Genomic DNA, 19,938 nt, shown 5'->3' with positions numbered 1-19,938 from the left:
TTTTTATCAGGATTCCGTCTAAAATTGCGCCCCGGCTCGCTGTCTCCCCCATAGCGCCCCGGGTATAGTGACGACAAAGCCAACTCTCAATAAGACGAATAACCCTATGCGCTGCTCTACCCGCCTACTGCCGCGCGGCTTTCTGTGGTCACTCCTGATCTCTACGCTGCTGAGCCTGAGCGCCTGTGGGGGCGGCTCGACTGAAGATTCAGATGCCGGCCCCGATGAGCCTCCAGCCACCTCTTCCCCCAAGCCGGAGCCAACGCCTGAACCGTCCCCCTCCCCCGAGCCTCAACCCCAGCCCGAACCAGAGCCGTTACCGACACTCGAACCAGATACCGAGCCGGACCCGGCACTCCCGGAGCGCGAGGAGGATGACTGGACGACGGCGGTCGAAGCCAGCCGCTTTCTCACCCAGACCACGTTCGGCCCCACCGCCAAAAGCCTGCATCATTATATGGCGGTGGGTCAGGACGCCTGGCTGGAGGCACAGTTCAACACGCCATTCACGCCCAACCTGGCGCTGCTCGACCAGCGGGTGGCAAGTCTGGACTGGGAGGCGATACCCGCCGAGGAAGACGATGACGAGGGCTACCTGCGCGACTTGCAGCGCAGCGACGTCTGGTGGGAAATCATTCTGCGCGGCGACGATCAACTGCGTCAGCGAATCGCCTTCGCGCTCAGCCAGATTTTCGTGATCTCCAACGTCTCCGATGTCCTTTACAACGACACTCGGGGCATTGCCGATTACCACGACACCCTGGCTCGCCACGCCTTTGGCAATTATCGCGAGTTGCTCGAAGCGGTTACACTTCACCCGATGATGGGCGAATACCTCAGCTCGGTACGCAACCGCAAGGCCGACGAGGCCGAAAACATCCGCCCGGATGAAAACTACGCCCGGGAAGTCATGCAGCTGTTCAGCATCGGGCTGGAGGAGTTGAACCTGGACGGCACGGTCAAAACCGACGATCAGGGCGAACCGATCCCCACCTACGACCAAGAGACCATCAAGGCCTTCGCCCGCGTGTTTACCGGCTGGAACTTCGCCACCGCCGAGCACTGGTGGGAGTGGACCAGCGATGCCGAGGGCGAGGCCATGCCGATGAAGGCCTTCCAGGCGACCCACGACACCGCCGAGAAAACGCTCCTAAATGGCGAGACACTCCCCAGCGGCCAGACGGCCGAGCAGGATATGGAACAGGCACTGGACAACCTGTTCAACCACCCCAACGTCGGCCCCTTCATCGGCAAGCAGCTTATCCAACGGCTCGTCACCAGCAACCCCAGCCCCGAGTACGTGGAGAGAGTGGCGCAAGTCTTCAATGACAACGGCGCAGGCACACGCGGGGACCTCGAAGCCGTGGTGCGCGCCATTGTGACCGACGAGGAAGCCCGCACCGGCCACCTGGAGCAGCCCGAGACCTTCGGCAAATTGCGCGAACCCATTTTGCAGTTCTCCCACCTGTGGCGGGTGTTCAAGGCCCAAGGGGTCGAGGTACACGACGAAGCGGACGAGCCGGTCGGCAAACGCATCCGTTTTCGCGGTTCGGACCGGGCCGCCGGCCAGCGACCCTACGGCTCGTTCTCGGTCTTCAATTTCTACCGACCCGGCTACAGCCACCCTGGGGCAATCAGCGATGCCGGGCTGCTCTCTCCGGAGTTTCAGATTCACACCGAAAGCGTCATGGTGGCGAAAACCAATCAGTTGACCGACGGTATTTTCTGGCGGGATATGGACGCGGACTACGTGCAGTCCCAGTACGCCCAGCAAAGCTGGGATATCTACCCCCCCGCTCTGAATATGAGCGAAGAAAAGGCCCTGGCCGGTGAGCCCCAGGCACTGGTGGACCGGCTCGACCTGCTGCTCACCGCCGGTCAGTTGCCCGCCGAAGCACGCGAGTTGCTGGTGCAGTACCTCAACGGCTTGCCCAACCCCACTTACAGCGCCCACGACCGGCGCATGCGCGTGTTCGAAGCGGCGAGCCTGATTGTGGCCTCGCCCTATTTTGCCGTTCAGCGCTAGCAACGAATCAGAGGTCTTTGATGAAACGGTTCAAATCCAGTCGTCGACATTTTCTGCGGGGTTGTCTCGGGGCCGCGGCGGGCAGCGCGGGTTTCTGGGCGACTCAGGCGCGCCTGCAACTGGCGCTGGCACAGACACCGCCCACCGGGGACTACAAAGCCCTGGTTTGCATTTTTCTGTTTGGCGGCAATGACTCCTACAACATGGTCGTGCCGCGCAGCAGCGCCGAGTACGACGTCTATCAATCCGTGCGCAACAACCTGGCCATCGCCCGCGACCAACTCCTGCCGATTGACCCGGTTCAGCCGAGCGCGGTGCAGTACGGTCTGCACCCCTCTATGACTCAGGCCCAGCAACTGTTTGCAGACGGTCGCCTGGCGGTGCTGGCCAACGCCGGATCGCTGATCACGCCGGTCAGCAAAAGCGACTATCAAAACCGCTCGGCACCACTGCCCCCGCAACTGTTCTCCCACAACGACCAACAGACTTTCATGCAGTCACTGAGCCGGGGCAACGCCAAAACCGGTTGGGCTGGACGCGCCGCCGACGTCATGCAGTCGATGAACCTCAACCAACAGCTGTCCATGAATATTTCGCTCAGCGGCAACAATATCTGGCAGAGCGGGCGTAACGTTTTCCCTTACTCGGTGAGCGGCCAGGGCGTTCAGACCTTCAAGTATTTCAATGAAGACAGTGAAGACAACGCGGAGGTCAGCCGCGCACAGGTCTTCCGTGCGTTGATGGAAGGCGCCGATTCGCATCTTTTCCAGCGAGAGTATGCCGCTATTCAGGAACGTGCCTGGGCACTGTCGGGGGACCTGATCAAAGCGCTCGATGAACAGCCGGAGTTGACGACAGCATTTCCGCCCGCGTCGAACCTTGCCACCAATATGCGTATGGTCGCCAAACTGATCTCCGCCCGAGAGGCGCTGGATGTGAAACGACAGGTCTTTTTCGTGGGTTTCGGGGATTTTGATACGCACGGTGATCAGAACAACCGACAGCCGGCCCTGTTTCAGGAGCTGAGCGACGCCATGGGCGCGTTCAACAACGCCATGGACGAACTGCAACTGACCGATCAGGTCACCACGTTTACCATGACCGATTTCGGCCGCACCCTCACCAGCAACGGCGACGGCACCGACCACGCCTGGGGCGGACATCAGTTGATGATGGGAGGCGCCGTCAACGGCGGGGAACTCTATGGCCGCATGCCAGCGCTGAACTTAAACAGCGATGATGACATCGGCGAAGGCCGGATCATTCCCTCGACGTCTATCGACCAATACGGCGCCACCCTGGCACGTTGGTTTGGCTTACCCGGCGCAGACTTCGGGAGCGTATTTCCCAACCTCGGGAATTTCGACAGCGTGGATCTCGGGTTTATGAAAACCTGAGGACGCAGGGGGCGCAAGACGGTGCTAGAAGCTGGAGACCGTTTTGCCCGACCACCGCTGCAACTCTTTGCTGGCCGCTTCGAGCTGAGCGCGATTCCGGGCGTGAACGGCGACCACGGTCTTTCCCCGCCTGAGCGCTGACTGAGCCGTGACGAGATAGGGCGCGTGATCCGGCCGCAGCGTCACCAGACCGCCCGCCATCAAACCAAAGACAGCGCCCAGGGCGGTGAGCACAGCCGCGGCCGCGAAACCGTTGTTGGCGACGAAGCCCACACCCACACTAAACAGGAGCAGAAAAGCGCCCAAACCGATAACAGCGCCCACCGCGCCCAGCCAAATATGGGACCGCACCAATGTTCGCCAGATACCGCGATCTTCGGGCTCCAGTTCCCACCCGGCCTGAGTATCTCCGGGCCGCACAATCTGCACCTGATCCTGCTCCAGACTGGTGACCTTCAACACCGCCTCGGCGGCCTTTTTGGCCTCGGCATCGGTGCCAAAAACGGCGGCCAGTTTATGGTCGATCGCTTCGCCGGTCACTGTGCTTGACTGAGTCATAACAGGCCTCCTTGAAACGCAAAGAAAGCAGAATTTGCTACTGCTTTCGTTTGAGACCGTGGAAAGTGACGCGTGTTCAGCCCGTTTCGGCGGATTACCAGTAGTAGCCAAATGCCAGGCCGAGCTGCCCCTCTTTAAAGTGGCGATAAGACAGTCGCACGTCGGTATTTGTCGTCAACGAGAAACGCGCCTCCGCGCTTTTAACCCGTTCAAGCGCTCCTCGGTAAAAGTGCCTTTCCCGCCACTGGGCGCGGGCGCTGATCCTTTCAGTCAATCGCACATTTAACTGCACTGAGGGCTCCACAAACCACCCTTCTGAAGTGTCGGTTTTGGCAAAGTAGCCTCCGCCGAAAAACCCGGAAAGCATCCACCTCTCGCTACCCAGGGGCAGGGTATAACCCGCGGCGGCCTGCGCCTTGAACCCCAAGCAATCATCACAGCGCGGGTCCCGTTGCTCGGCCCCGACTTCGAGCCTCCAGGAGTAGTTCTGATCGCCCGGCAGACCTGTCACATTTCGGCTGAGGTTCTCCACCTCGACAATCGTAAGCTGCTCCAAGCGGGCCCCACCCTGACCGAAAGAGGCAGTCACCTCGCCCATTACCAACGTGGAAAAGCGCACACTCTCGCCCTCCGCATCCAGTGCATCGTAATAGGCGGGGCGCAGACGCAGGTGATAACGAGGACTTCCCACAGAATCCTCCCTTACTCCCAAAGAGAAATAGCTCGGCGCCCGGCCGAGGTGCGGGGCACGTGCGCTGCCTTGATCCAATGCTTCCATGCCCGGCGGGAGCCGGTAGCGCTCCAACAAAACCGCGCGATGCCATTCTTCGATCTGAGCGAGTTGCTCTGAATCCGCTTTGGTTTTCCGGAATTGGTAGTAATCCATCAATGTATCCAGGGTTCTTTGCCGACTGCCGATACTTTGCTGGCCCAAGGTATCGCCGAGAGCTTCCAGCTCCGACGAGACCACACGGTCTACAGCGTCCCTTTCATCGCCACTTAGCTGGCGATAACGAGCGTATAGCCGTGACTGTCTGGATGGGAGATAATTCACCGAACTGATAAGAGAGCCGCCCCGGTAGGTAGATTCAGACGCTGCCTGTACGACCTCTTGCGGTAAAACCCAAGGACGCCGAGGGTTCACATACTCCTCCCCCGTCACCACGGACAACAGTCGAGCGATTTGGTAGGCGCAATTTCGATTGAAGAAGTAATACTGATACTCCTTCGCTAACAACTCCCACAGGTGCGCGACGAAAAGCTTGCGGTCAGCGGCGGAAAGCGATAAGCGATACTCCCAGAGATCTCTCAGTTCATTCTCGCCATAATTGTGGGTGTGATAAAAGTATTCGCGATGGGTGTAGCCCGCATCATAGCCGCCCAGTATTCCTTTTCCGATATAAACGAGCATGTTTTCATGTTCGGGAATGATCGCGCCAAAATTAATGGCAGTCTCATCCAGGCTGGACTGGATACCTTCACCGCGCTGATTCAGCTTAACCAGCAGGTGACCGTAGTAAGAAGCGGGGTTGCCCAAATAACCGGTCGCATAGACGAGGCTGATAGAGTCAACCTTTCCATTCAGAGAGAATTCTCGAAATTCCGTGCACTCCTCCGGCCGAACACTCGCACCATTGATGCTCAGTCTTTCTGCGAGCCAAAGGTAGCGGGCGGGAAACCGGCAAACGGCGTGGTCATTCAAATCGTCCTTTCGCTCATCGGCAAACGCGGAGAGCGTCGCCAACAACTCCTCACGAGGGTCATAACGTCCGCGATCCGAGAGAAAGAAAGCGTCGGACTTGATAGCGCTTTCACGCTCCGACCCGGCGGCAAAACCCAACAATCCGCGCCATTGCACATTCTCGCTTAGGGCGGTGAGCTGACGGTCTGGGGGCTTGCTGGCATCAAACGGTCGAGTTCCAGCCCAGGAACAAGACACCAGGAACCAGCTCACCGTCAATACAAGCCAACGGTAAGGCATTAGCAACAGCACATACGAAGCACAGGAAGGGAGTTGAGGCCCGAGAGCCTCAACTTGAGATGCTTAGCCTGCCTGAGATACGGCTTTCAGGAGACCATTGTAATAAGCTTCCGCTTTTTGCTGAGCCGTCAAGGAGAGGTAACCATCGGTTGCCACTACACTGGCCGCTTCTTGGCGCAGCGTAAGTATAACGGCGCTACGCTGCTGCTCGGACACTTCCATAATGTTCATCAGGGTAGCCAAGTTTTGGCCTTGGCCTTGTGCAGACTCTTCAATCAGGTTGTCGTAGCTTTCCATGATAAATGCGGCGGCCTGGGTATTTTTGCCATTGCAAGTTTCAGGGCTGGCCGTCGCAGAAGTCACTGCGGTGGTACCCACATCCCAGATTACGTTCGACAGAGCCGCCGCAACGCCGTTTGTGGGGAACAGTGCAGCACCAATACCGCAGTCAGAAAAAGGGTTGGGGCCAGAACCGGGCTCACCGCTCTGAGCCAGAGCGGCCGGGCCTGCGAGAGACATTGCTGCGGCGAAACCACCGATCAATACCATTTTTGTTTTCATAAGAAGCTCCATTGTATCGTTATTTGTCATCCTACCATTTGGATGAGTAGCGGTTTTATCATCGCGGAGATTTCGGTGTCAACTCGCTCCAGAGAGTTTCTGCTGAAGACCGGCCTCAAAGAGAGCCCTAACAATAAAAAACCCCCGCCTTTTCGGGCGAGGGTTTTTGTATGGTGCCCGGAGGCGGAATCGAACCACCGACACGAGGATTTTCAATCCACTGCTCTACCGACTGAGCTATCCGGGCAATTCTTGATCAGCCAGGCCGCTATGGCTTGCCGACAAGAGGCGCGTATTAAACCGTTTCAGACTCGATGAGTCAAGGCCCGAACCCTACAAATTCCACGGAATTTGGGAGGATCTAGCCCTGCCGCTCGAGCCATTCCTCCAGACGACGGCGGGCAGAGTCGACCAGGTCACGGCATCGGGCGCTGAGACTGTCGTAGGGTTCACCCACCTTCAGTGCCTTGCCCTCGGCCATGACCCGCTCCATCCAGCCTTCACTCTCGAGCCGTTGGGCAATCACATCGGCGGCCTGGTCACGGGAGAACAGGGCGTGCAGACGGTGGATCAGTTGCTCGCCCGCTTCTTTTTCGGAATCCGGCGCGGCCGGCAGGTCGTCCGCCTGTCGGATGGCTTGTTCAACGTCACTTCTCAATGCCTCGCGTTCATCGGCGATGCTGTCAAACAGCTCGCTGACGTCGCTGTCTTCGACAAAGTCCGCCGCGTCCTGGTAGTTGTCGACGCTTTCCTGCAGCGCGACATGCAGGTCATGTAGGGCAGTTTGCAGGTCCGTGCGCAGTAAATTCATGGTGTAAAACCTTCTGGGTTGCTGGGATCGGGCACCGGGCGTGGTGCCACCACTTCTAGCGCGCCCGGCAACACCTCGAAGTGCGCCGGGGTCCGGGTGACCGGTTCGCCATCGGCATGAATCGCCATGCCCGAGGGCCGGGTCTCGATGTGAATGTCGCGTCCCTGTGCGGTGAACACCCGTTTATCCAGGTCGTACTGGCCTTCGCGCAACAACGGTGCGAGCGTCAGCAATTCCCACACTTTCTGGGGGCGCAGGCTGTACAACGACAGAAGCCCGTCATCAATTTCGTTGCAATCGCGCAGGACGTTGCCGCCGCCATAGTAGTGCCCGTTGCCTACCGCCATATGGATCGAGCGAAGGCGTTTATGTTCCCCATCGACGGTCAGTTTTATCTTGAATTGGCGGATGCGGGCCAGGGCGGCAAAGAACGCCTTGAGGTAGCTGAACACCCCCCACTGCTTTTTGACCTGATCGGTCAGCTCTTCGGAGACGGTCACGCCCAGCCCCAGGTTGGCGACGTTGAAGAAGTAGTGGCCATTCACAATGCCCAGATCGATCCGGCGCCGGTGGTTGGCGGCGATGACAGCAAAAGCCTCTTCAAGTGTTTCAGGCACCGCCAACGAGCGCGCCAGGTCATTGGCGGTGCCCAGAGGCAGCACCGCCAGCGCCATTTTGCAGTCGTAGAGCACCTGCGCCATGGAGCTGATGGTGCCATCCCCCCCACCCATGATCACCAGGTCCAGCTCGCTGCAGCGATCGAGCACGGCCTGGCGGCTTTCTTCCGGGCCCTGGGAGACCAGTTTTTCCACGGTAAAGCCGGCCTGGCGAAGCCGCTCAAGGCCATCCTCCAGCGCAGCTTCAGCGCCCTGACGGCTTTTCGGGTTGACAATCAGCAGCGCTCGAACGGTCTGTGATGACGGCACGGGTAGGGCCTCCCTAGGTGGACGACTCCGGCGGAACATACCCTTCCGCTTTGTCATAAGCCTCGCCGGAGAGGAACTTGTCCATCTGCTCGTTGAGGTAAGTGCGCGAGCCCATGTCCATGAGGTTAAGGTGTTTCTCGTTAATCAGCATGGTCTGGTGGGCCAGCCACTCCTGCCACGCCTGCCTGGAGATATTGTCGTAAATGTCCTGGCCTTTGGGGCCAGGCAGCGGTGGCTGCTCCAGCCCTTCGAGTTCGCGTTGGTACTTGCGGCATAATACGGTGCGGGACATAAAGCCGTGGCTCCTTTGGTTAGTCCGGTCTGCCCGGGGTTAAGGCCGGTCTGGCCGGGCCCGGGATACTACTGACTCTCCGACGGGTTTTCCAGGGCACGGGGCTCTTGTGCCTTCTGTCGGTAATAGTCTTTGAGCACCTGAAACGCCGCCTTGGGCGTGCCGGTTTCAGACATCAGCCCCTTGCGATTGAACTCGTCCTGAATGCCCGGCAGCGGCCGCCGGGGCGAACGGAAATCGGTCAGAATCCAGGGGGAGGTGCCGGCAAATCCGTCGATTTTTTCAAGCATCGCCAATGTCTTGCGATACAGCTCGGCCTGGTAGGCTTCGGTCCAGAGGGTGTTGGCATCGCCCTGTAGGCCCTGCTTTGCACCGGCACCGAACTCGCTGACAAAGACCGGCTTGTCATAGGGAATACGCCAGCGCACCCGGGCAGCCTTTTCGTGGCGGCCATCGTACCAGCCGATGTACTGGTTGAAGCTGACGATGTCCATCAGCTCTGCCAACGGGTCCTCCACAATGGCCAGCTCGGGGTCTTCCTCGCTGTAATGTTTTTCCAGGGCGGCGCTCAGCAGGCGGCTGTCGTCGAGCTCCCGCGCGTGCGCGGCGAGCCGGGAGATGAACCGGTTGCGCGCCTCGCTGACCGGGGTTTCATTGGCCAGGGACCAGACAATGATCGACGCCCGGTTTTTGTCCCGGTTGATCATCTCCTCGAGCTGCGCCTGGGCGTTCTGGTAGGTGGCTTCACTCTCCCAGTTAATGGTCCAGTACACGGGAATTTCCGACCAGAGCATGATGCCCAACTGATCGGCCAAACGCACGATGTGCTCGTTGTGCGGGTAGTGCGCCAGGCGGACAAAGTTTACCCCCAAGTCGGAGGCCCACTGAAGTTGGTGCCGAGCCTCTTCGGCGGAAGTCACCCGGCCTCCGCCGTCAACGGCATACTCTTCGTGCAAGGAAATACCCCGCAGGAAAATCGGTTTGCCGTTGAGCAGTATCTGCTTGCCGCGGGTTTCAATGGTGCGCAGCCCAACTTCATCATCCAGACGGTCGCTGCCGGTGCGCAGGGTCAACTGGTACATGCGGGGGCTCTGGGGCGACCAGAACTGGGTGCCGACGGTCTGGGTCTGAAACCGGGCTACGCCATCGACGTCAGTCTTGGCGGTCTCATCGATGCCCAGTTGCGGCAGTGTCAGGCGAACCTCCTGCCCGGCGCCGGCGCCATCAACCAGGGCATAGGCGGAGATTTCACCGGTTTCGTGATTTTCCAGTTCAACCTTATAGTCGCGCACAAAAACTTTGGGGGTAACAATCAGGCGTACGCTTCGGGTAATGCCACCGTAATTCCACCAGTCGGTGTTGAGGGTGGGAACGCCGTCTTTATGGCGCTCGTTATCCACTTTCACGACCAGGGAGTTGTTCTGTGGTTTGAGCTTTCCCGTGACTTCAAAATGAAAGGGGGTGAAACCGCCGATGTGCTGCCCGAGCTTTTCCCCGTTGAGGTACACATCCGTGCGATAGTTGGCCGCGCCAAAATAAATAAAACTGCGTTGGCCTTCTTCAATTTTGGGAGCATTAAACAACTTGCGATACCAGATGGAGCCCTCGTAGTAATAGAGCTTTTCTTTCTGGGTATTCCAGTCTCCGGGGACGGTCAGGCTGTCGGCATCGTCGAAGCTATACTCGATCAGGTCGCCCCCGTGCTTGGCTTTGGCATCCATGAAGTAGGCGTTGCGAGAGGGTTGCTCCATTTGATCGAACGGTTGATAACGATAGTTGTAATAGCCGTTTTCATACGGATCCACGATGATTTTCCATTCGCCGTTAAGCGACACCGCCGGGCGCGTGTAAGCCTGAAAAGGCTTGAAGGCGGGCGCGGCCTGGGCCCAACCTGCCAGCAGTATCACGCCTGTCAAAACGGTGGTTATTATTGTTTTCATGGTTTTCCTCCTGAGTGAATTACCCGACCAGTGACAGTTGCCGGGGGTCCAGATCCGCCAGTTGGCGCAGCAGCTTTTTGACCGGGGCCGCCAGACCGACTTCACTCGGCTGGTCCAGGCGGTACCAGAGCGAACCGGCTTCGGCGATACGCTCCGGCTCCCGTTCCAGTTGCAACAGTACCGGCGTGATGTCCAGATGGTAGTGACTGAATGTATGTCGGTAGGTGTCCCAGGGTTCCTGTTCGACCACGGAGACGCCATAATGATCCTCGATGAAGGCCTCGGGCGTCTGCTCCAGCGACAGTTCCGGGAAGCCCCATAGCCCGCCCCAGATGCCCTGGGAGGGGCGCTGCCGCAACAGTATATCCCCGGCGGGGTTGCGCATCATCAGAAACTGGACCGCCTTGACCGGTTTTTCCTTTTTGGGTTTTTTGCCGGGGTACTCCTCGATATTCCCCTGAGCCCGGGCGATGCAGCTGTCATTCACCGGGCACTGTTCGCAGGCCGGCCGGGAGCGGGTGCAGACCATGGCGCCGAGATCCATCATGGCCTGAGTATAATCGGCCACGCGTCGTTTGGGTGTGTTCTGCTCGGCATACTCCCACAACGCCTTCTGAACCGCCGTTTTCCCCGGCCAACCGTCAACGGCGTAATGGCGGGCCAATACCCGTTTGACGTTGCCATCGAGTATGGCGGCATGCTCGCCGTAGGCGATACTGGCGATGGCCCCGGCGGTGGAGCGGCCAATGCCGGGCAGCGCGCTCAAGGCTTCCACGTGGCGGGGAAACTCACCCCGATGCTGTTCAACGACCTCGCGAGCACAGCGGTGCAGATTGCGGGCTCGGGCGTAGTACCCAAGCCCGGTCCAGAGGTGCAACACTTCATCCACCGGCGCCTGGGCGAGCGCCTCCACCGTCGGGAAACGCTCCATAAAACGCTCGAAGTAAGGGATCACCGTGGTCACCTGGGTCTGCTGGAGCATGATCTCCGAAAGCCAGACCCGGTAGGCATTGATGCCCTGTTGCCAGGGCAAGTGTTTTCGCCCGTGGCGATCGAACCAGCGCAGTACGGCGCGGGCAAAAGCGGTATCAGTCATTGCAACTCGTGCCTTAGCGGCGGAATAGGTTTTTCAGTCGTTCCTCGGCGCTCGGCTCGGCGTCGGGATCTTCGCCATCGCCGCTTTTCTCACCGCCGCCGAGGAGTTTGTCGCGCACTTTCTCTTCCAGCTCGCGCTTTTCTTGCTCCAGCTTTTCCTTCGCCCGGGCTTTCTCTTCCTTGATTTTCTGCTCAGCGCGGGCCTTTTCCGCCTCGATACTCTCACCGTGCTGCGCCTTGAGCTTGTAGGTGGCAAAATCCTTCACCAGGGACTTGAGGCCCTCGGCATCCGGGCGACAGTCGCTGACCGGATTCAGCGTTTCAAGATCCCCCCGGCAGCGCAGCAACGAAAGGCTGCGGTCCAGCCAGTAGTTGCTGCTGATCCGGCAGCCGCCTTCGCTGGTGCTCTCACTGCCCAGGCGCAGTGGCAAGGTAAAGTCGTAAAAGGACTCCTTGAGGTTAAGTACGCCTTGCGCCCCCACCGTCAAGCGCTCGACCCCGGCCTGCAGAGACTCCAGGGTGAAGACCTGGTTATTCACGGTCAGGCGACCGGACAGAGCGGTAAGCTCGGTGTAGTCCGCCCAGTCTTTTTGAGCGGCCGCATCGCTGTTGGTCACGCGGCTGACGATTTCACAGAATTTTTGCTCCACATTCAACGGTGCCAGGCGAACCTGCGCCCCGGAGAAAGCGACTTCCGCCGTGAGCGATTCGGTCAACTGATTCATGGTGACGCCTAGGGTTTCGGCGGACACATCGGCATTCAGCGCGCCGGTCAACTGAACCTTTTCGTCCAGCTCCAGATCGCTCAGCAGAGGGCCCAGGGCCAGACCGCTCAGGTCGGCCACCAGATCAATCACGGCAGTATCGCCGGTGGCATCCAACTGCCCGCCCGCATCCAGGCGGCCCTCATAGGCCTGCAACTGAGCGCGCTCCAGATTCACGATGCCCTCGCCCGCCAACAACCGAAGGCTCAGTTCGGACATGGACAGATCCATCACGGTGAGCGAGCCAAAGTCGAGGCCAAAGGCGACATCCAGCTCGCGTATCGTCTCCAGCGGGATAATGGGCTCGTCTCCCGAGGCGTCCGCTTCGGGATCCGGTGTGTCCTCCTCGGAGGGCGGCGGCAAGTAGTGGTCGATGTTGATCCGGTCGCCACTCAGGGCGACATCAATGGCGCCCCGACTGAGGTCGGTCACGGCGGCCCGGCCCTCGATGGTGGTCTCATCCAGTTCCAAGCGCAACGGGTCCACGGTAATGCGTTCAGCCGAGCCCTCCAGGGACGCACTGAGTGCCACTCGGGTCAGCGCCTCGGCGCTGGCCATTTCCGGAGCGGGCAGCGAGAGAACCGCCATCAGCGTTCTGGGACTGAACGGCTGCAGATTCAACTCGCCACTAAAGCTCGGGCTGGTCAGCAACTCTTCTACGGTGGCACTCAAAGCCAGGCGAATGTCGTCGGAGGCACCCGCCCGGGCCAGATCAAGGCGCAGTTGGCCGTCGGCCAGGGCCAAGCGGGAAAAGTCTTCGGCCAGAGTGACCTGCGCGGCCAGCTCACCCTGCATTTCAAGTGGGTCATCGCCAAACAGCTCCCGGTCCTCCACCGAGGCCTCCCAGCCCAGATCCAGATCGAAAGCGTTGCCCTGAAGATTAAACCCCACAACGTCCAAGTTCAGAGGCGAGAGCGACACGTCCTGGCCCCGGGCCGGGTCGCGGTAGCGCAGAGAGGCATTGGCAATGGTGATTTTCTCCACCGCCAGTTGCATACTCGCCGCCTCTTCGGCCGGAGGCTCCGCCGGAGATTCAGAGGAAGACGCGTCCGAAACCGTAGCCTCACTCGCGGGGGTCTCCTCAGGCAGCAATTGCTCCCAATTGCCTTTGCCCGAGTCATCTACCTGAAGGTCGAACATTGCGCCGTCTACCAGAACATGGTGAACCGAGACCTCGCCACCGAGTAGCGGGCGAATCGCCAACCGCAGGCTGGCCTGGTCCATAGCGGCTATGGTGTCCTCGGGCGCCGCTACCGCCGCCACCCGAATATCGTTCACCTCGACACCCAGCGCCGGCCAGAGCTGCCAGCCGAGGTTGCCGTCAATGTTCAGCGCAATACCCTGCTCCCGGGCCATGGCCTCCAAGCGGGGTTTGAACATGTTGGGATCGAACACAAACACCAGGGCCACCGCGGCGATAACGAGCAGCAGCACCAGCCCCACGAAAACTTTGAGAAAGCGTCGTAAAAATTTCACCGGGAACTCCCCTGTACCTGAATCGTGGCCTCAGTGTAAGCGCAAAGCAGTCTTCCCCCAAGTGCGGGTATCAACAGCGTCGCTTTTAGCCGGTACTGTGGCCGTAGGAATTTGTTAAGAAAGGGTTTGCTTATGTAAATAAGAATATTTATCATCAATGACAAAGTTACACTTCTCCTTAGTCACCTCTAATCTACCGATGTTTCTTATAGGTTGTTACTTATGAAAACTCTGTCCCGCACGCTGCTCGGAAGCCTGTTTGTCGCGGCGGCCGGCCTCGCACTGACCGCCTGTAGCGATTCGGCCGAGCAGGCTGCGCCGCCCTCCCAAGCAGCCGAAAAGCCCAAGCCGACCGTCACCGTATACTCCGCCAGGGCCGAGCATCTGATTCAGCCCATGTTTGACCGGTATACCGAAGAGACCGGTGTAAAAGTCCGGTACATCACCGACAGCGCCGGCGCTCTGATCCAGCGCTTGAAAGCCGAAGGCAGCAACACCCCGGCGGACCTGCTGCTGACCGTGGATGCAGGTAACCTCTGGCAAGCAGAGCAGGCCGGCGTACTGCAACCGATCGACTCCAACGTGCTGGAGAACAACATCCCCGACCACCTGCAGTCGGCCAACAACGAATGGTTTGCCCTGTCTGTGCGCGCCCGCACCATCGTGTACTCCACCGAGCGGGTCGATCCGAGCGAACTGAGCACTTACGAAGCCCTGGCGGATGACCAGTGGGAAGGGCGCCTCTGCCTGCGCACGGCGAAGAAGGTCTACAACCAGTCCCTCGTCGCCACCATGATCAACACCCTGGGTGAAGAGAAAACCGAGGAAATCGTCAGCGGCTGGGTCGAGAACCTCGCTACGGCCCCCCACTCGAACGACACCTCCGCCATGGAGGCTGTACTCGCGGGTCAGTGCGATGTCACGCTAGTGAATACTTACTACTTTGGGCGGATGCAAAAAGAAAACCCGGACATCAAGCTGGCGCTGTTCTGGCCCAACCAGGGCGGTCGCGGTGTTCATATCAACGTCTCCGGTGCCGGGTTGGCCAAGCACGCCAAAAACCCGGAAGCCGCGGTCGAGTTGCTCGAGTGGCTCTCCAGCCCAGAAGCACAGCACCAATTCGCTGAGCTCAACCAGGAATACCCCGCCAACAGCGAGGTTGAGCCCTCCGACTTTGTGGCAGCGTGGGGCGATTTCAAAGCCGACTCGGTCAATGTAGAATCCGCGGGCCGGCTGCAGGAAGAGGCCATCAAACTGATGGACCGCGCCGGCTACCGTTAAGCGGAGAGGCCCGGCCCCCGCCCGGGAGGTGCCCGCCGGCGCCTCCCACTGTTTTGTTGACCCACTGTAAGGTTGGCGTTTGACCCACACTGCCACGGCTGACACCGTCCCGCCCCGAGAGCGGCGCCGCCACTACTGGCAGGCCCGGCTCTGGCACCTGCCCGTCTGGTTTATGGCGGCGCTGGTGCTGATGCCGGTCAGCGTCATCGTCCTGAGTTGGGGCGATGCCCAAACCGATATCTGGCAACACCTGATTCAGACCCAACTCGGGCGGTTATTGGAGAACACCCTGATTCTGGTGGTGGGCGTGGGCCTGTGGACCCTATTGCTGGGGGTCAGCCTGGGCTGGTTGGTCGCGGTATGCGACTTCCCCGGCCGACGCTGGCTGGACTGGGCGCTGATGTTACCGTTAGCGGTTCCCACCTACGTGGTGGCCTTTGTCTTTCTCGCCGTAACCGACTACGCCGGCCCGATCCAGACCCTCTGGCGCAGCTGGCTCGGGCCGGAAACGCCGTTCCTGCCGGTGCGCGGGCCACTGGGCGTGGTCTTTATCATGACCTGCGTGCTCTATCCCTACGTCTATATGCTCGCGCGCAGCGCTTTTATGGCTCAGGGCCGAGGCCTGACCGACGCCGCCCGCCTGCTGGGCCAGGGGCCCTGGGGCGCTTTCTGGCATGTGGCCCTGCCCATGGCCCGCCCCGCCATTGCCGTGGGCGTGTCTCTGGCGCTGATGGAGACCCTGGCAGACTTCGGGGCAGTGGCGGTGTTCAATTACGACACCTTTACCACGGCGATCTACAAATCCTGGTTCGGCTTTTTCAATCTCACCGCTGCGGCGCAACTGGCCTCACTGCTGTTGCTGTTCGTCGCCCTCGCTCTGTTTGCCGAGCAGAAGGGCCGTGGGCGGAGTCGCTTTCACCAGACGCCCAAACGCGACGTCCAACGCTACGAGCTCAAAGGCCTCGCCGCCTGGCTCGCCAGCGGCTTTTGCCTCACGGTGTTTGTAATGGCGTTTGTGATTCCCATTAGCCAACTCGTGCTCTGGACCTGGCATCAGGGACTTGAGGCCCTGACCCATCGCTACTGGAGCCTGGTCCAACACACCTTTGTCCTGGGCGGCACCGCTGCGGTGACCACCACGACTCTCGCGCTGGCAGTGGCCTATGGCCAACGTTTGTTGGGCCGGCATCAGATCAGCGGCGCTGTGCGCCTGGCCAGCCTGGGCTACGCCCTGCCCGGTTCTGTGCTCGCCGTGGGAATCATGATTGCTTTCGCCTTTATCGACCGGGAGTTCATCAACCCCCTGCAGCGCCTGACCGGGCAGCCCGAGCAACAGCTGCTGGTGGGGACCCTGCTCGCCCTGATTCTGGCCTACGCCATCCGGTTTTTCTCGGTGGCCTTCGGGCCGGTGCAGTCGAGCCTTGAGCGGATTCGCCCCAGCTACCAGGAAGCCGCCCACAGCCTGGGCGCCACTCAGTGGCGGGTGCTTTGGCGGGTCTATTTGCCGTTGCTCACACCGGGGTTGCTGACCGCTGGCCTGCTGGTGTTGGTGGATACCATGAAAGAAATGCCGGCCACGCTTCTGCTGCGGCCGTTCGGGTGGGATACCTTGGCAGTGAGAATCTATGAGTTGACCGGTGAGGGACGGTGGCGCATGGCCGCCCTGCCCGCCCTGACGCTGGTAGTGCTGAGCACACCACCGGTGATGTTGATGATCCGACAGAGCCGGATTCCGGCCCGCGCCAGATCCGCCGTCAGCGTCAACTCCAAGCCCTGACGGCGTCGCTCAAACAGCGCTCATCCCTGAGCCATTCACGCCTTAAGGTTAACTCAGTTGCAGCTCTGGCTGATATCGCCCAGGGCGCTGCGATTCATGCCCGAGCCGTTGGACAACTCGGCGGGACAGGCCACTTCGCGATAGCGCAGCGACGGGTTATCCGCCGCTTCGAACCACTCGGCAAACCAGAGGCAACCTTCATGCAGCTTGGTGAGCCCGCGGCTGCCGAAGATGTTGTCGCACCGGTTGGTCACGCAGGACTTGTACTGCTCCAGGCTGGCGTTGTAGCCCAGCTCGCTTTTGCAGGCAGAGAGGAAGCCGCCGTACTGGGCACCCAGCTCGCTGTTGGACACGCCCCACTGGTTACTGCAGCCGTTGAAGGCGCCTACACCACCTCCGGGAATCATGATATCGAACTGCCCACCCGCCACGTCATGGCCGATATTGATGGCCTGAACAATCATCTGCTTGCCCGCCAACGCCGAGGAGCCGGGGTCTCCCGGAGCATTTTCAGACTGACCCGTGAACTGAATCTGGAAACAACGCCCGCAGACATCACCGTTCGAGGTGGCCGCATAGCCGTAGGACAGGTTGTCGCTCACCTCGTAGGGCGCCAGGCCGTAGCACATATGGGCATTGCCACCGTCACAGCTGCTGGCTGCGTCCGGGTCAGACAGGACCTGGTTGTTGGGGCCACAACTGTTCATTGGCTCCACGCCGGAGGGCACATTGCCGGACCAGCCGCAGTGGGGTTTGCAGCAGTCCCAGTAGCGGGTAGCGTAGCCGTCACAGCCGCCCTCGAAGTCCCCGAGCTCACTGGCCGTGGAGGAAGCGCTGGACGCTGCTGAGGACGCCACACTGGAAGCAACGCTGGACGATTGCGCCTCGCTGGATTCACTGGCGGCGGAGGACTGCCCACCCCCGCCCTGAGTAGGTCCGTAGGGGTCGGGTTGGCCGGAACAGGTGTCAATCCCGATACAGCTTTCGCTATTCTCGTAACCCCAGCCACTGTTCTGATTGTCGCAGAGCGGGTAGAGCGTGCCGTACCAGTTACACTGCGCGCCGCCGGGCGCCGTGCTTTGAGCAGAGCTGGCCTGCTCCGAGCTCGACTGCGCCACACTGGAGGAAATCGCCTCAGAGGAAGCTTCGGAGGATTGCGCAACGCTGGACTCGGCCGCCGCCGAGCTTGAGGAAGCCGGCGCACTGGAAGACATACCACCGGTGCATACGGCGCCGGTCACCTCCGGGTTTTCCGCCGCGCCACCGTTTTTCGACACCTGAAAACCGAACTCGACACTCTGGCCGGACTGGATGGTACCGTTCCAACCCATATCGCTGGCGGTGTAGGGATTGCTGCCGCTGAACTGAGCGTTCCAGCCGTTGGTCATCCGGTTGGTCTGGTACTGCCAACTGACGCTCCAGCCATCAATAGAACTGCCACTATCGTTGTGAATACGAATGGCGGCGGTATAGCCGTCGCTCCATTCGTTGACGATCACGTGCTCGCACTGAGCCGCCTCTACCTGATGCCCCGCCAAGGCGGTGACCGCCGCCACGGCGAGCGCTGAGTTGCGCACATAGCGCCCCCAGACCGAACGCTTTTTAATTGCCGATTGCATGGGAAACTCCTTGTTATTGATTTGTTGTATGGCGCGCCACCACTGCAAACCGAGACCCAAGCCGGGCGCGCCCCTTTCTGAGAAAGGGCCCTAACTGTAGTTAAACAACCCCTGGCGTGAAAGCGAGAAATAACCAAATTTCCAATCGGACAACAAGCCCCCCGTGAACCACGTCACACTCCGGGGATTTGAGCCCCGGGAGCGGCGGCGAATACCGCACTGGTTAAAGCGCCTCCAGGTCGCTAAAATAGCGGGCTTTTACGGGTCTGACGGAAGCACCGCTTCCCGCCCACTCCAGCTCGGGACCGACGCATTATGGGCAACCGCACCCCCCTGTTCGACCGCCACCAGGCCATGGGCGGAAAAATCGTTGATTTCGGCGGCTGGGACATGCCGCTACACTACGGCTCGCAGATGGAAGAACACCATCAAGTGCGCAAAGCCGCTGGCATGTTCGACGTCTCCCACATGACCATCGTGGACATTGACGGCGAACACGCCAAACCGTTTTTGCAGTATCTGCTGGCCAACGATGTCGGCAAACTCGACGGCAAGCCGGGCAAGGCCCTCTACAGCGGCATGCTCAACCACGACGGCGGCGTCGTGGACGATTTGATCGTCTACAATCGGGAAGGACATTTCCTGCGCGAGGGTCACTACCGCCTGATCGTCAACTGCGCCACCCGGGAAAAAGACCTCGACTGGATCAGGCACATCAGCGCCGACTATGATGTCGAGATCAGCGAGCGGCCGCACCTGGCCATGATTGCCGTGCAGGGCCCCGAGGCCCGCGCGAAGGTCACTCAAGTGCTACCGCAGTTTGCCGAAGGTATTGAGCAGCTCTCGGTATTCCAGGCACTGGAAGAGAAAGACTGGTTTATCGGCCGGACCGGCTACACCGGTGAAGATGGCCTGGAAATACTGATGCCCGATGAGCAGGCAGCCACCTTCTGGCAGGCGCTGGCCGATGTAGGCGTGGCCCCCTGCGGCCTGGGCGCGCGGGACACCCTGCGTCTGGAAGCGGGTATGAATCTGTACGGGCACGAAATGGACGAGCAGACCTCGCCCCTGGTGGCCAACATGGGCTGGACCATCGCCTGGATTCCGGAGCAGCGGGACTTTGTCGGCCGCCAGGCCGTTACCGACCAGAAAGCGGCGGGCGTGCAAGACAAACTGGTGGGCCTGACGCTGACCAGCCGCGGCGTTCTGCGCGCCGGACAAAAAGTCCGGGTCAACGGCAGCGAGTGCGAAGGCGTCATTACCAGCGGCAGCTTCTCCCCCACCCTGGGGCACAGCATTGCGTTGGCCCGCATCCCGGTGGACGCCGACGGTGAGGCGGAAGTGGAGCTGCGCGGCAAATGGGTGAACGTCGCCATTACCAAACCAGCGTTTGTCCGTCACGGCCAATCGATCATTTAATTTTTTCTGACCACA

Annotated in this window: 15 protein-coding genes and 1 tRNA gene; 5 read left to right on the top strand and 11 right to left on the bottom strand. The window is 60.2% G+C overall.

Annotation, left to right across the window (positions count from 1 at the left end; all coding sequences use genetic code 11):
- Positions 1-106: 106 nt before the first annotated feature.
- Positions 107-2,026, top strand: a complete 1,920-nt coding sequence (locus tag G547_RS0101075) for a DUF1800 domain-containing protein (protein ID WP_084645514.1) — start codon at positions 107-109, stop codon at positions 2,024-2,026.
- A gap of 20 nt (positions 2,027-2,046) precedes the next feature.
- Positions 2,047-3,423, top strand: coding sequence for a DUF1501 domain-containing protein (locus G547_RS0101070; protein ID WP_027328266.1), 1,377 nt, complete (start codon positions 2,047-2,049; stop codon positions 3,421-3,423).
- Positions 3,424-3,447: 24 nt separating this feature from the next.
- On the opposite strand, the gene G547_RS0101065 is transcribed toward G547_RS0101070, so the two are convergent.
- The 10 genes from G547_RS0101065 to G547_RS19450 form a co-directional block, all read right to left on the bottom strand.
- Positions 3,448-3,981: a hypothetical protein gene (locus G547_RS0101065; protein WP_027328265.1), complete on the bottom strand. Its 534-nt coding sequence runs from the start codon at positions 3,979-3,981 to the stop codon at positions 3,448-3,450.
- A 94-nt stretch (positions 3,982-4,075) separates the two neighbouring features.
- Positions 4,076-5,962 (bottom strand): Lnb N-terminal periplasmic domain-containing protein, encoded by a 1,887-nt coding sequence (locus tag G547_RS0101060; protein WP_027328264.1) that lies wholly within the window; start codon positions 5,960-5,962, stop codon positions 4,076-4,078.
- A gap of 63 nt (positions 5,963-6,025) precedes the next feature.
- Positions 6,026-6,523: a DUF3015 family protein gene (locus G547_RS0101055; RefSeq protein ID WP_027328263.1), complete on the bottom strand. Its 498-nt coding sequence runs from the start codon at positions 6,521-6,523 to the stop codon at positions 6,026-6,028.
- Between the two features lie 171 nt (positions 6,524-6,694).
- A tRNA-Phe gene (locus G547_RS0101050) sits at positions 6,695-6,770 on the bottom strand.
- Positions 6,771-6,884: 114 nt separating this feature from the next.
- Positions 6,885-7,334: a hypothetical protein gene (locus G547_RS0101045; RefSeq protein ID WP_027328262.1), complete on the bottom strand. Its 450-nt coding sequence runs from the start codon at positions 7,332-7,334 to the stop codon at positions 6,885-6,887.
- On the bottom strand, positions 7,331-8,260 hold the full coding sequence (locus tag G547_RS19460; RefSeq protein ID WP_036186363.1) for a lipid kinase: 930 nt from the start codon (positions 8,258-8,260) through the stop codon (positions 7,331-7,333). The genes G547_RS0101045 and G547_RS19460 overlap by 4 nt, the downstream gene beginning before the upstream one ends.
- Before the next feature lie 13 nt (positions 8,261-8,273).
- Positions 8,274-8,552, bottom strand: a complete 279-nt coding sequence (locus G547_RS0101035) for an oxidative damage protection protein (RefSeq protein WP_027328261.1) — start codon at positions 8,550-8,552, stop codon at positions 8,274-8,276.
- 68 nt (positions 8,553-8,620) lie between these two features.
- A complete protein-coding gene (locus G547_RS19455) occupies positions 8,621-10,492 on the bottom strand; it encodes a glycoside hydrolase family 2 protein (RefSeq protein WP_051234523.1) in 1,872 nt (623 codons plus the stop codon).
- A gap of 19 nt (positions 10,493-10,511) precedes the next feature.
- Positions 10,512-11,588 carry an A/G-specific adenine glycosylase gene (mutY, locus tag G547_RS0101025; protein WP_027328260.1) on the bottom strand — a complete coding sequence of 359 codons (1,077 nt, stop codon included), beginning with the start codon at positions 11,586-11,588 and terminating at the stop codon, positions 10,512-10,514.
- 13 nt (positions 11,589-11,601) lie between these two features.
- A complete protein-coding gene (locus G547_RS19450; protein ID WP_051234522.1) occupies positions 11,602-13,827 on the bottom strand; it encodes an AsmA family protein in 2,226 nt (741 codons plus the stop codon).
- Positions 13,828-14,049: 222 nt separating this feature from the next.
- Between G547_RS19450 and G547_RS0101010 the strand changes: the two genes are divergently transcribed.
- A complete protein-coding gene (locus G547_RS0101010) occupies positions 14,050-15,108 on the top strand; it encodes a Fe(3+) ABC transporter substrate-binding protein (protein WP_084645511.1) in 1,059 nt (352 codons plus the stop codon).
- A 79-nt stretch (positions 15,109-15,187) separates the two neighbouring features.
- Complete coding sequence (locus G547_RS19445) at positions 15,188-16,885, top strand: ABC transporter permease (protein WP_211224469.1); 1,698 nt, start codon at positions 15,188-15,190, stop codon at positions 16,883-16,885.
- 53 nt (positions 16,886-16,938) lie between these two features.
- Here G547_RS19445 and G547_RS22920 read toward each other — a convergent pair whose 3' ends face one another.
- Entirely contained in the window at positions 16,939-18,504 is a 1,566-nt protein-coding gene (locus tag G547_RS22920) for a cellulose binding domain-containing protein (RefSeq protein WP_084645509.1), read from the bottom strand.
- Positions 18,505-18,819: 315 nt separating this feature from the next.
- Here G547_RS22920 and gcvT point away from each other — a divergent pair, with 315 nt between their 5' ends.
- Positions 18,820-19,923, top strand: a complete 1,104-nt coding sequence (gcvT, locus tag G547_RS0100995) for a glycine cleavage system aminomethyltransferase GcvT (protein WP_027328257.1) — start codon at positions 18,820-18,822, stop codon at positions 19,921-19,923.
- Positions 19,924-19,938: the final 15 nt, after the last annotated feature.

Source organism: Marinimicrobium agarilyticum DSM 16975 (assembly GCF_000423345.1).
Classification (GTDB): Bacteria; Pseudomonadota; Gammaproteobacteria; order Pseudomonadales; family Cellvibrionaceae; genus Marinimicrobium; species Marinimicrobium agarilyticum.
The sequence above is the reverse complement of the archived record's forward strand: the minus strand, read 5'-3'. Positions and strand labels throughout refer to the sequence as shown.

Bases quoted from the DNA above. Each gene is read 5' to 3' on its own strand.
- G547_RS0101075 (WP_084645514.1), top strand. From the start codon at position 107: ATGCGCTGCTCTACCCGCCTACTGCCGCGCGGCTTTCTGTGGTCACTC.
- G547_RS0101070 (WP_027328266.1), top strand. From the start codon at position 2,047: ATGAAACGGTTCAAATCCAGTCGTCGACATTTTCTGCGGGGTTGTCTC.
- G547_RS0101065 (WP_027328265.1), bottom strand. From the start codon at position 3,981: ATGACTCAGTCAAGCACAGTGACCGGCGAAGCGATCGACCATAAACTG.
- G547_RS0101060 (WP_027328264.1), bottom strand. From the start codon at position 5,962: ATGCCTTACCGTTGGCTTGTATTGACGGTGAGCTGGTTCCTGGTGTCT.
- G547_RS0101055 (WP_027328263.1), bottom strand. From the start codon at position 6,523: ATGAAAACAAAAATGGTATTGATCGGTGGTTTCGCCGCAGCAATGTCT.
- G547_RS0101045 (WP_027328262.1), bottom strand. From the start codon at position 7,334: ATGAATTTACTGCGCACGGACCTGCAAACTGCCCTACATGACCTGCAT.
- G547_RS0101035 (WP_027328261.1), bottom strand. From the start codon at position 8,552: ATGTCCCGCACCGTATTATGCCGCAAGTACCAACGCGAACTCGAAGGG.
- G547_RS19455 (WP_051234523.1), bottom strand. From the start codon at position 10,492: ATGAAAACAATAATAACCACCGTTTTGACAGGCGTGATACTGCTGGCA.
- mutY (WP_027328260.1), bottom strand. From the start codon at position 11,588: ATGACTGATACCGCTTTTGCCCGCGCCGTACTGCGCTGGTTCGATCGC.
- G547_RS0101010 (WP_084645511.1), top strand. From the start codon at position 14,050: ATGAAAACTCTGTCCCGCACGCTGCTCGGAAGCCTGTTTGTCGCGGCG.
- G547_RS22920 (WP_084645509.1), bottom strand. From the start codon at position 18,504: ATGCAATCGGCAATTAAAAAGCGTTCGGTCTGGGGGCGCTATGTGCGC.
- gcvT (WP_027328257.1), top strand. From the start codon at position 18,820: ATGGGCAACCGCACCCCCCTGTTCGACCGCCACCAGGCCATGGGCGGA.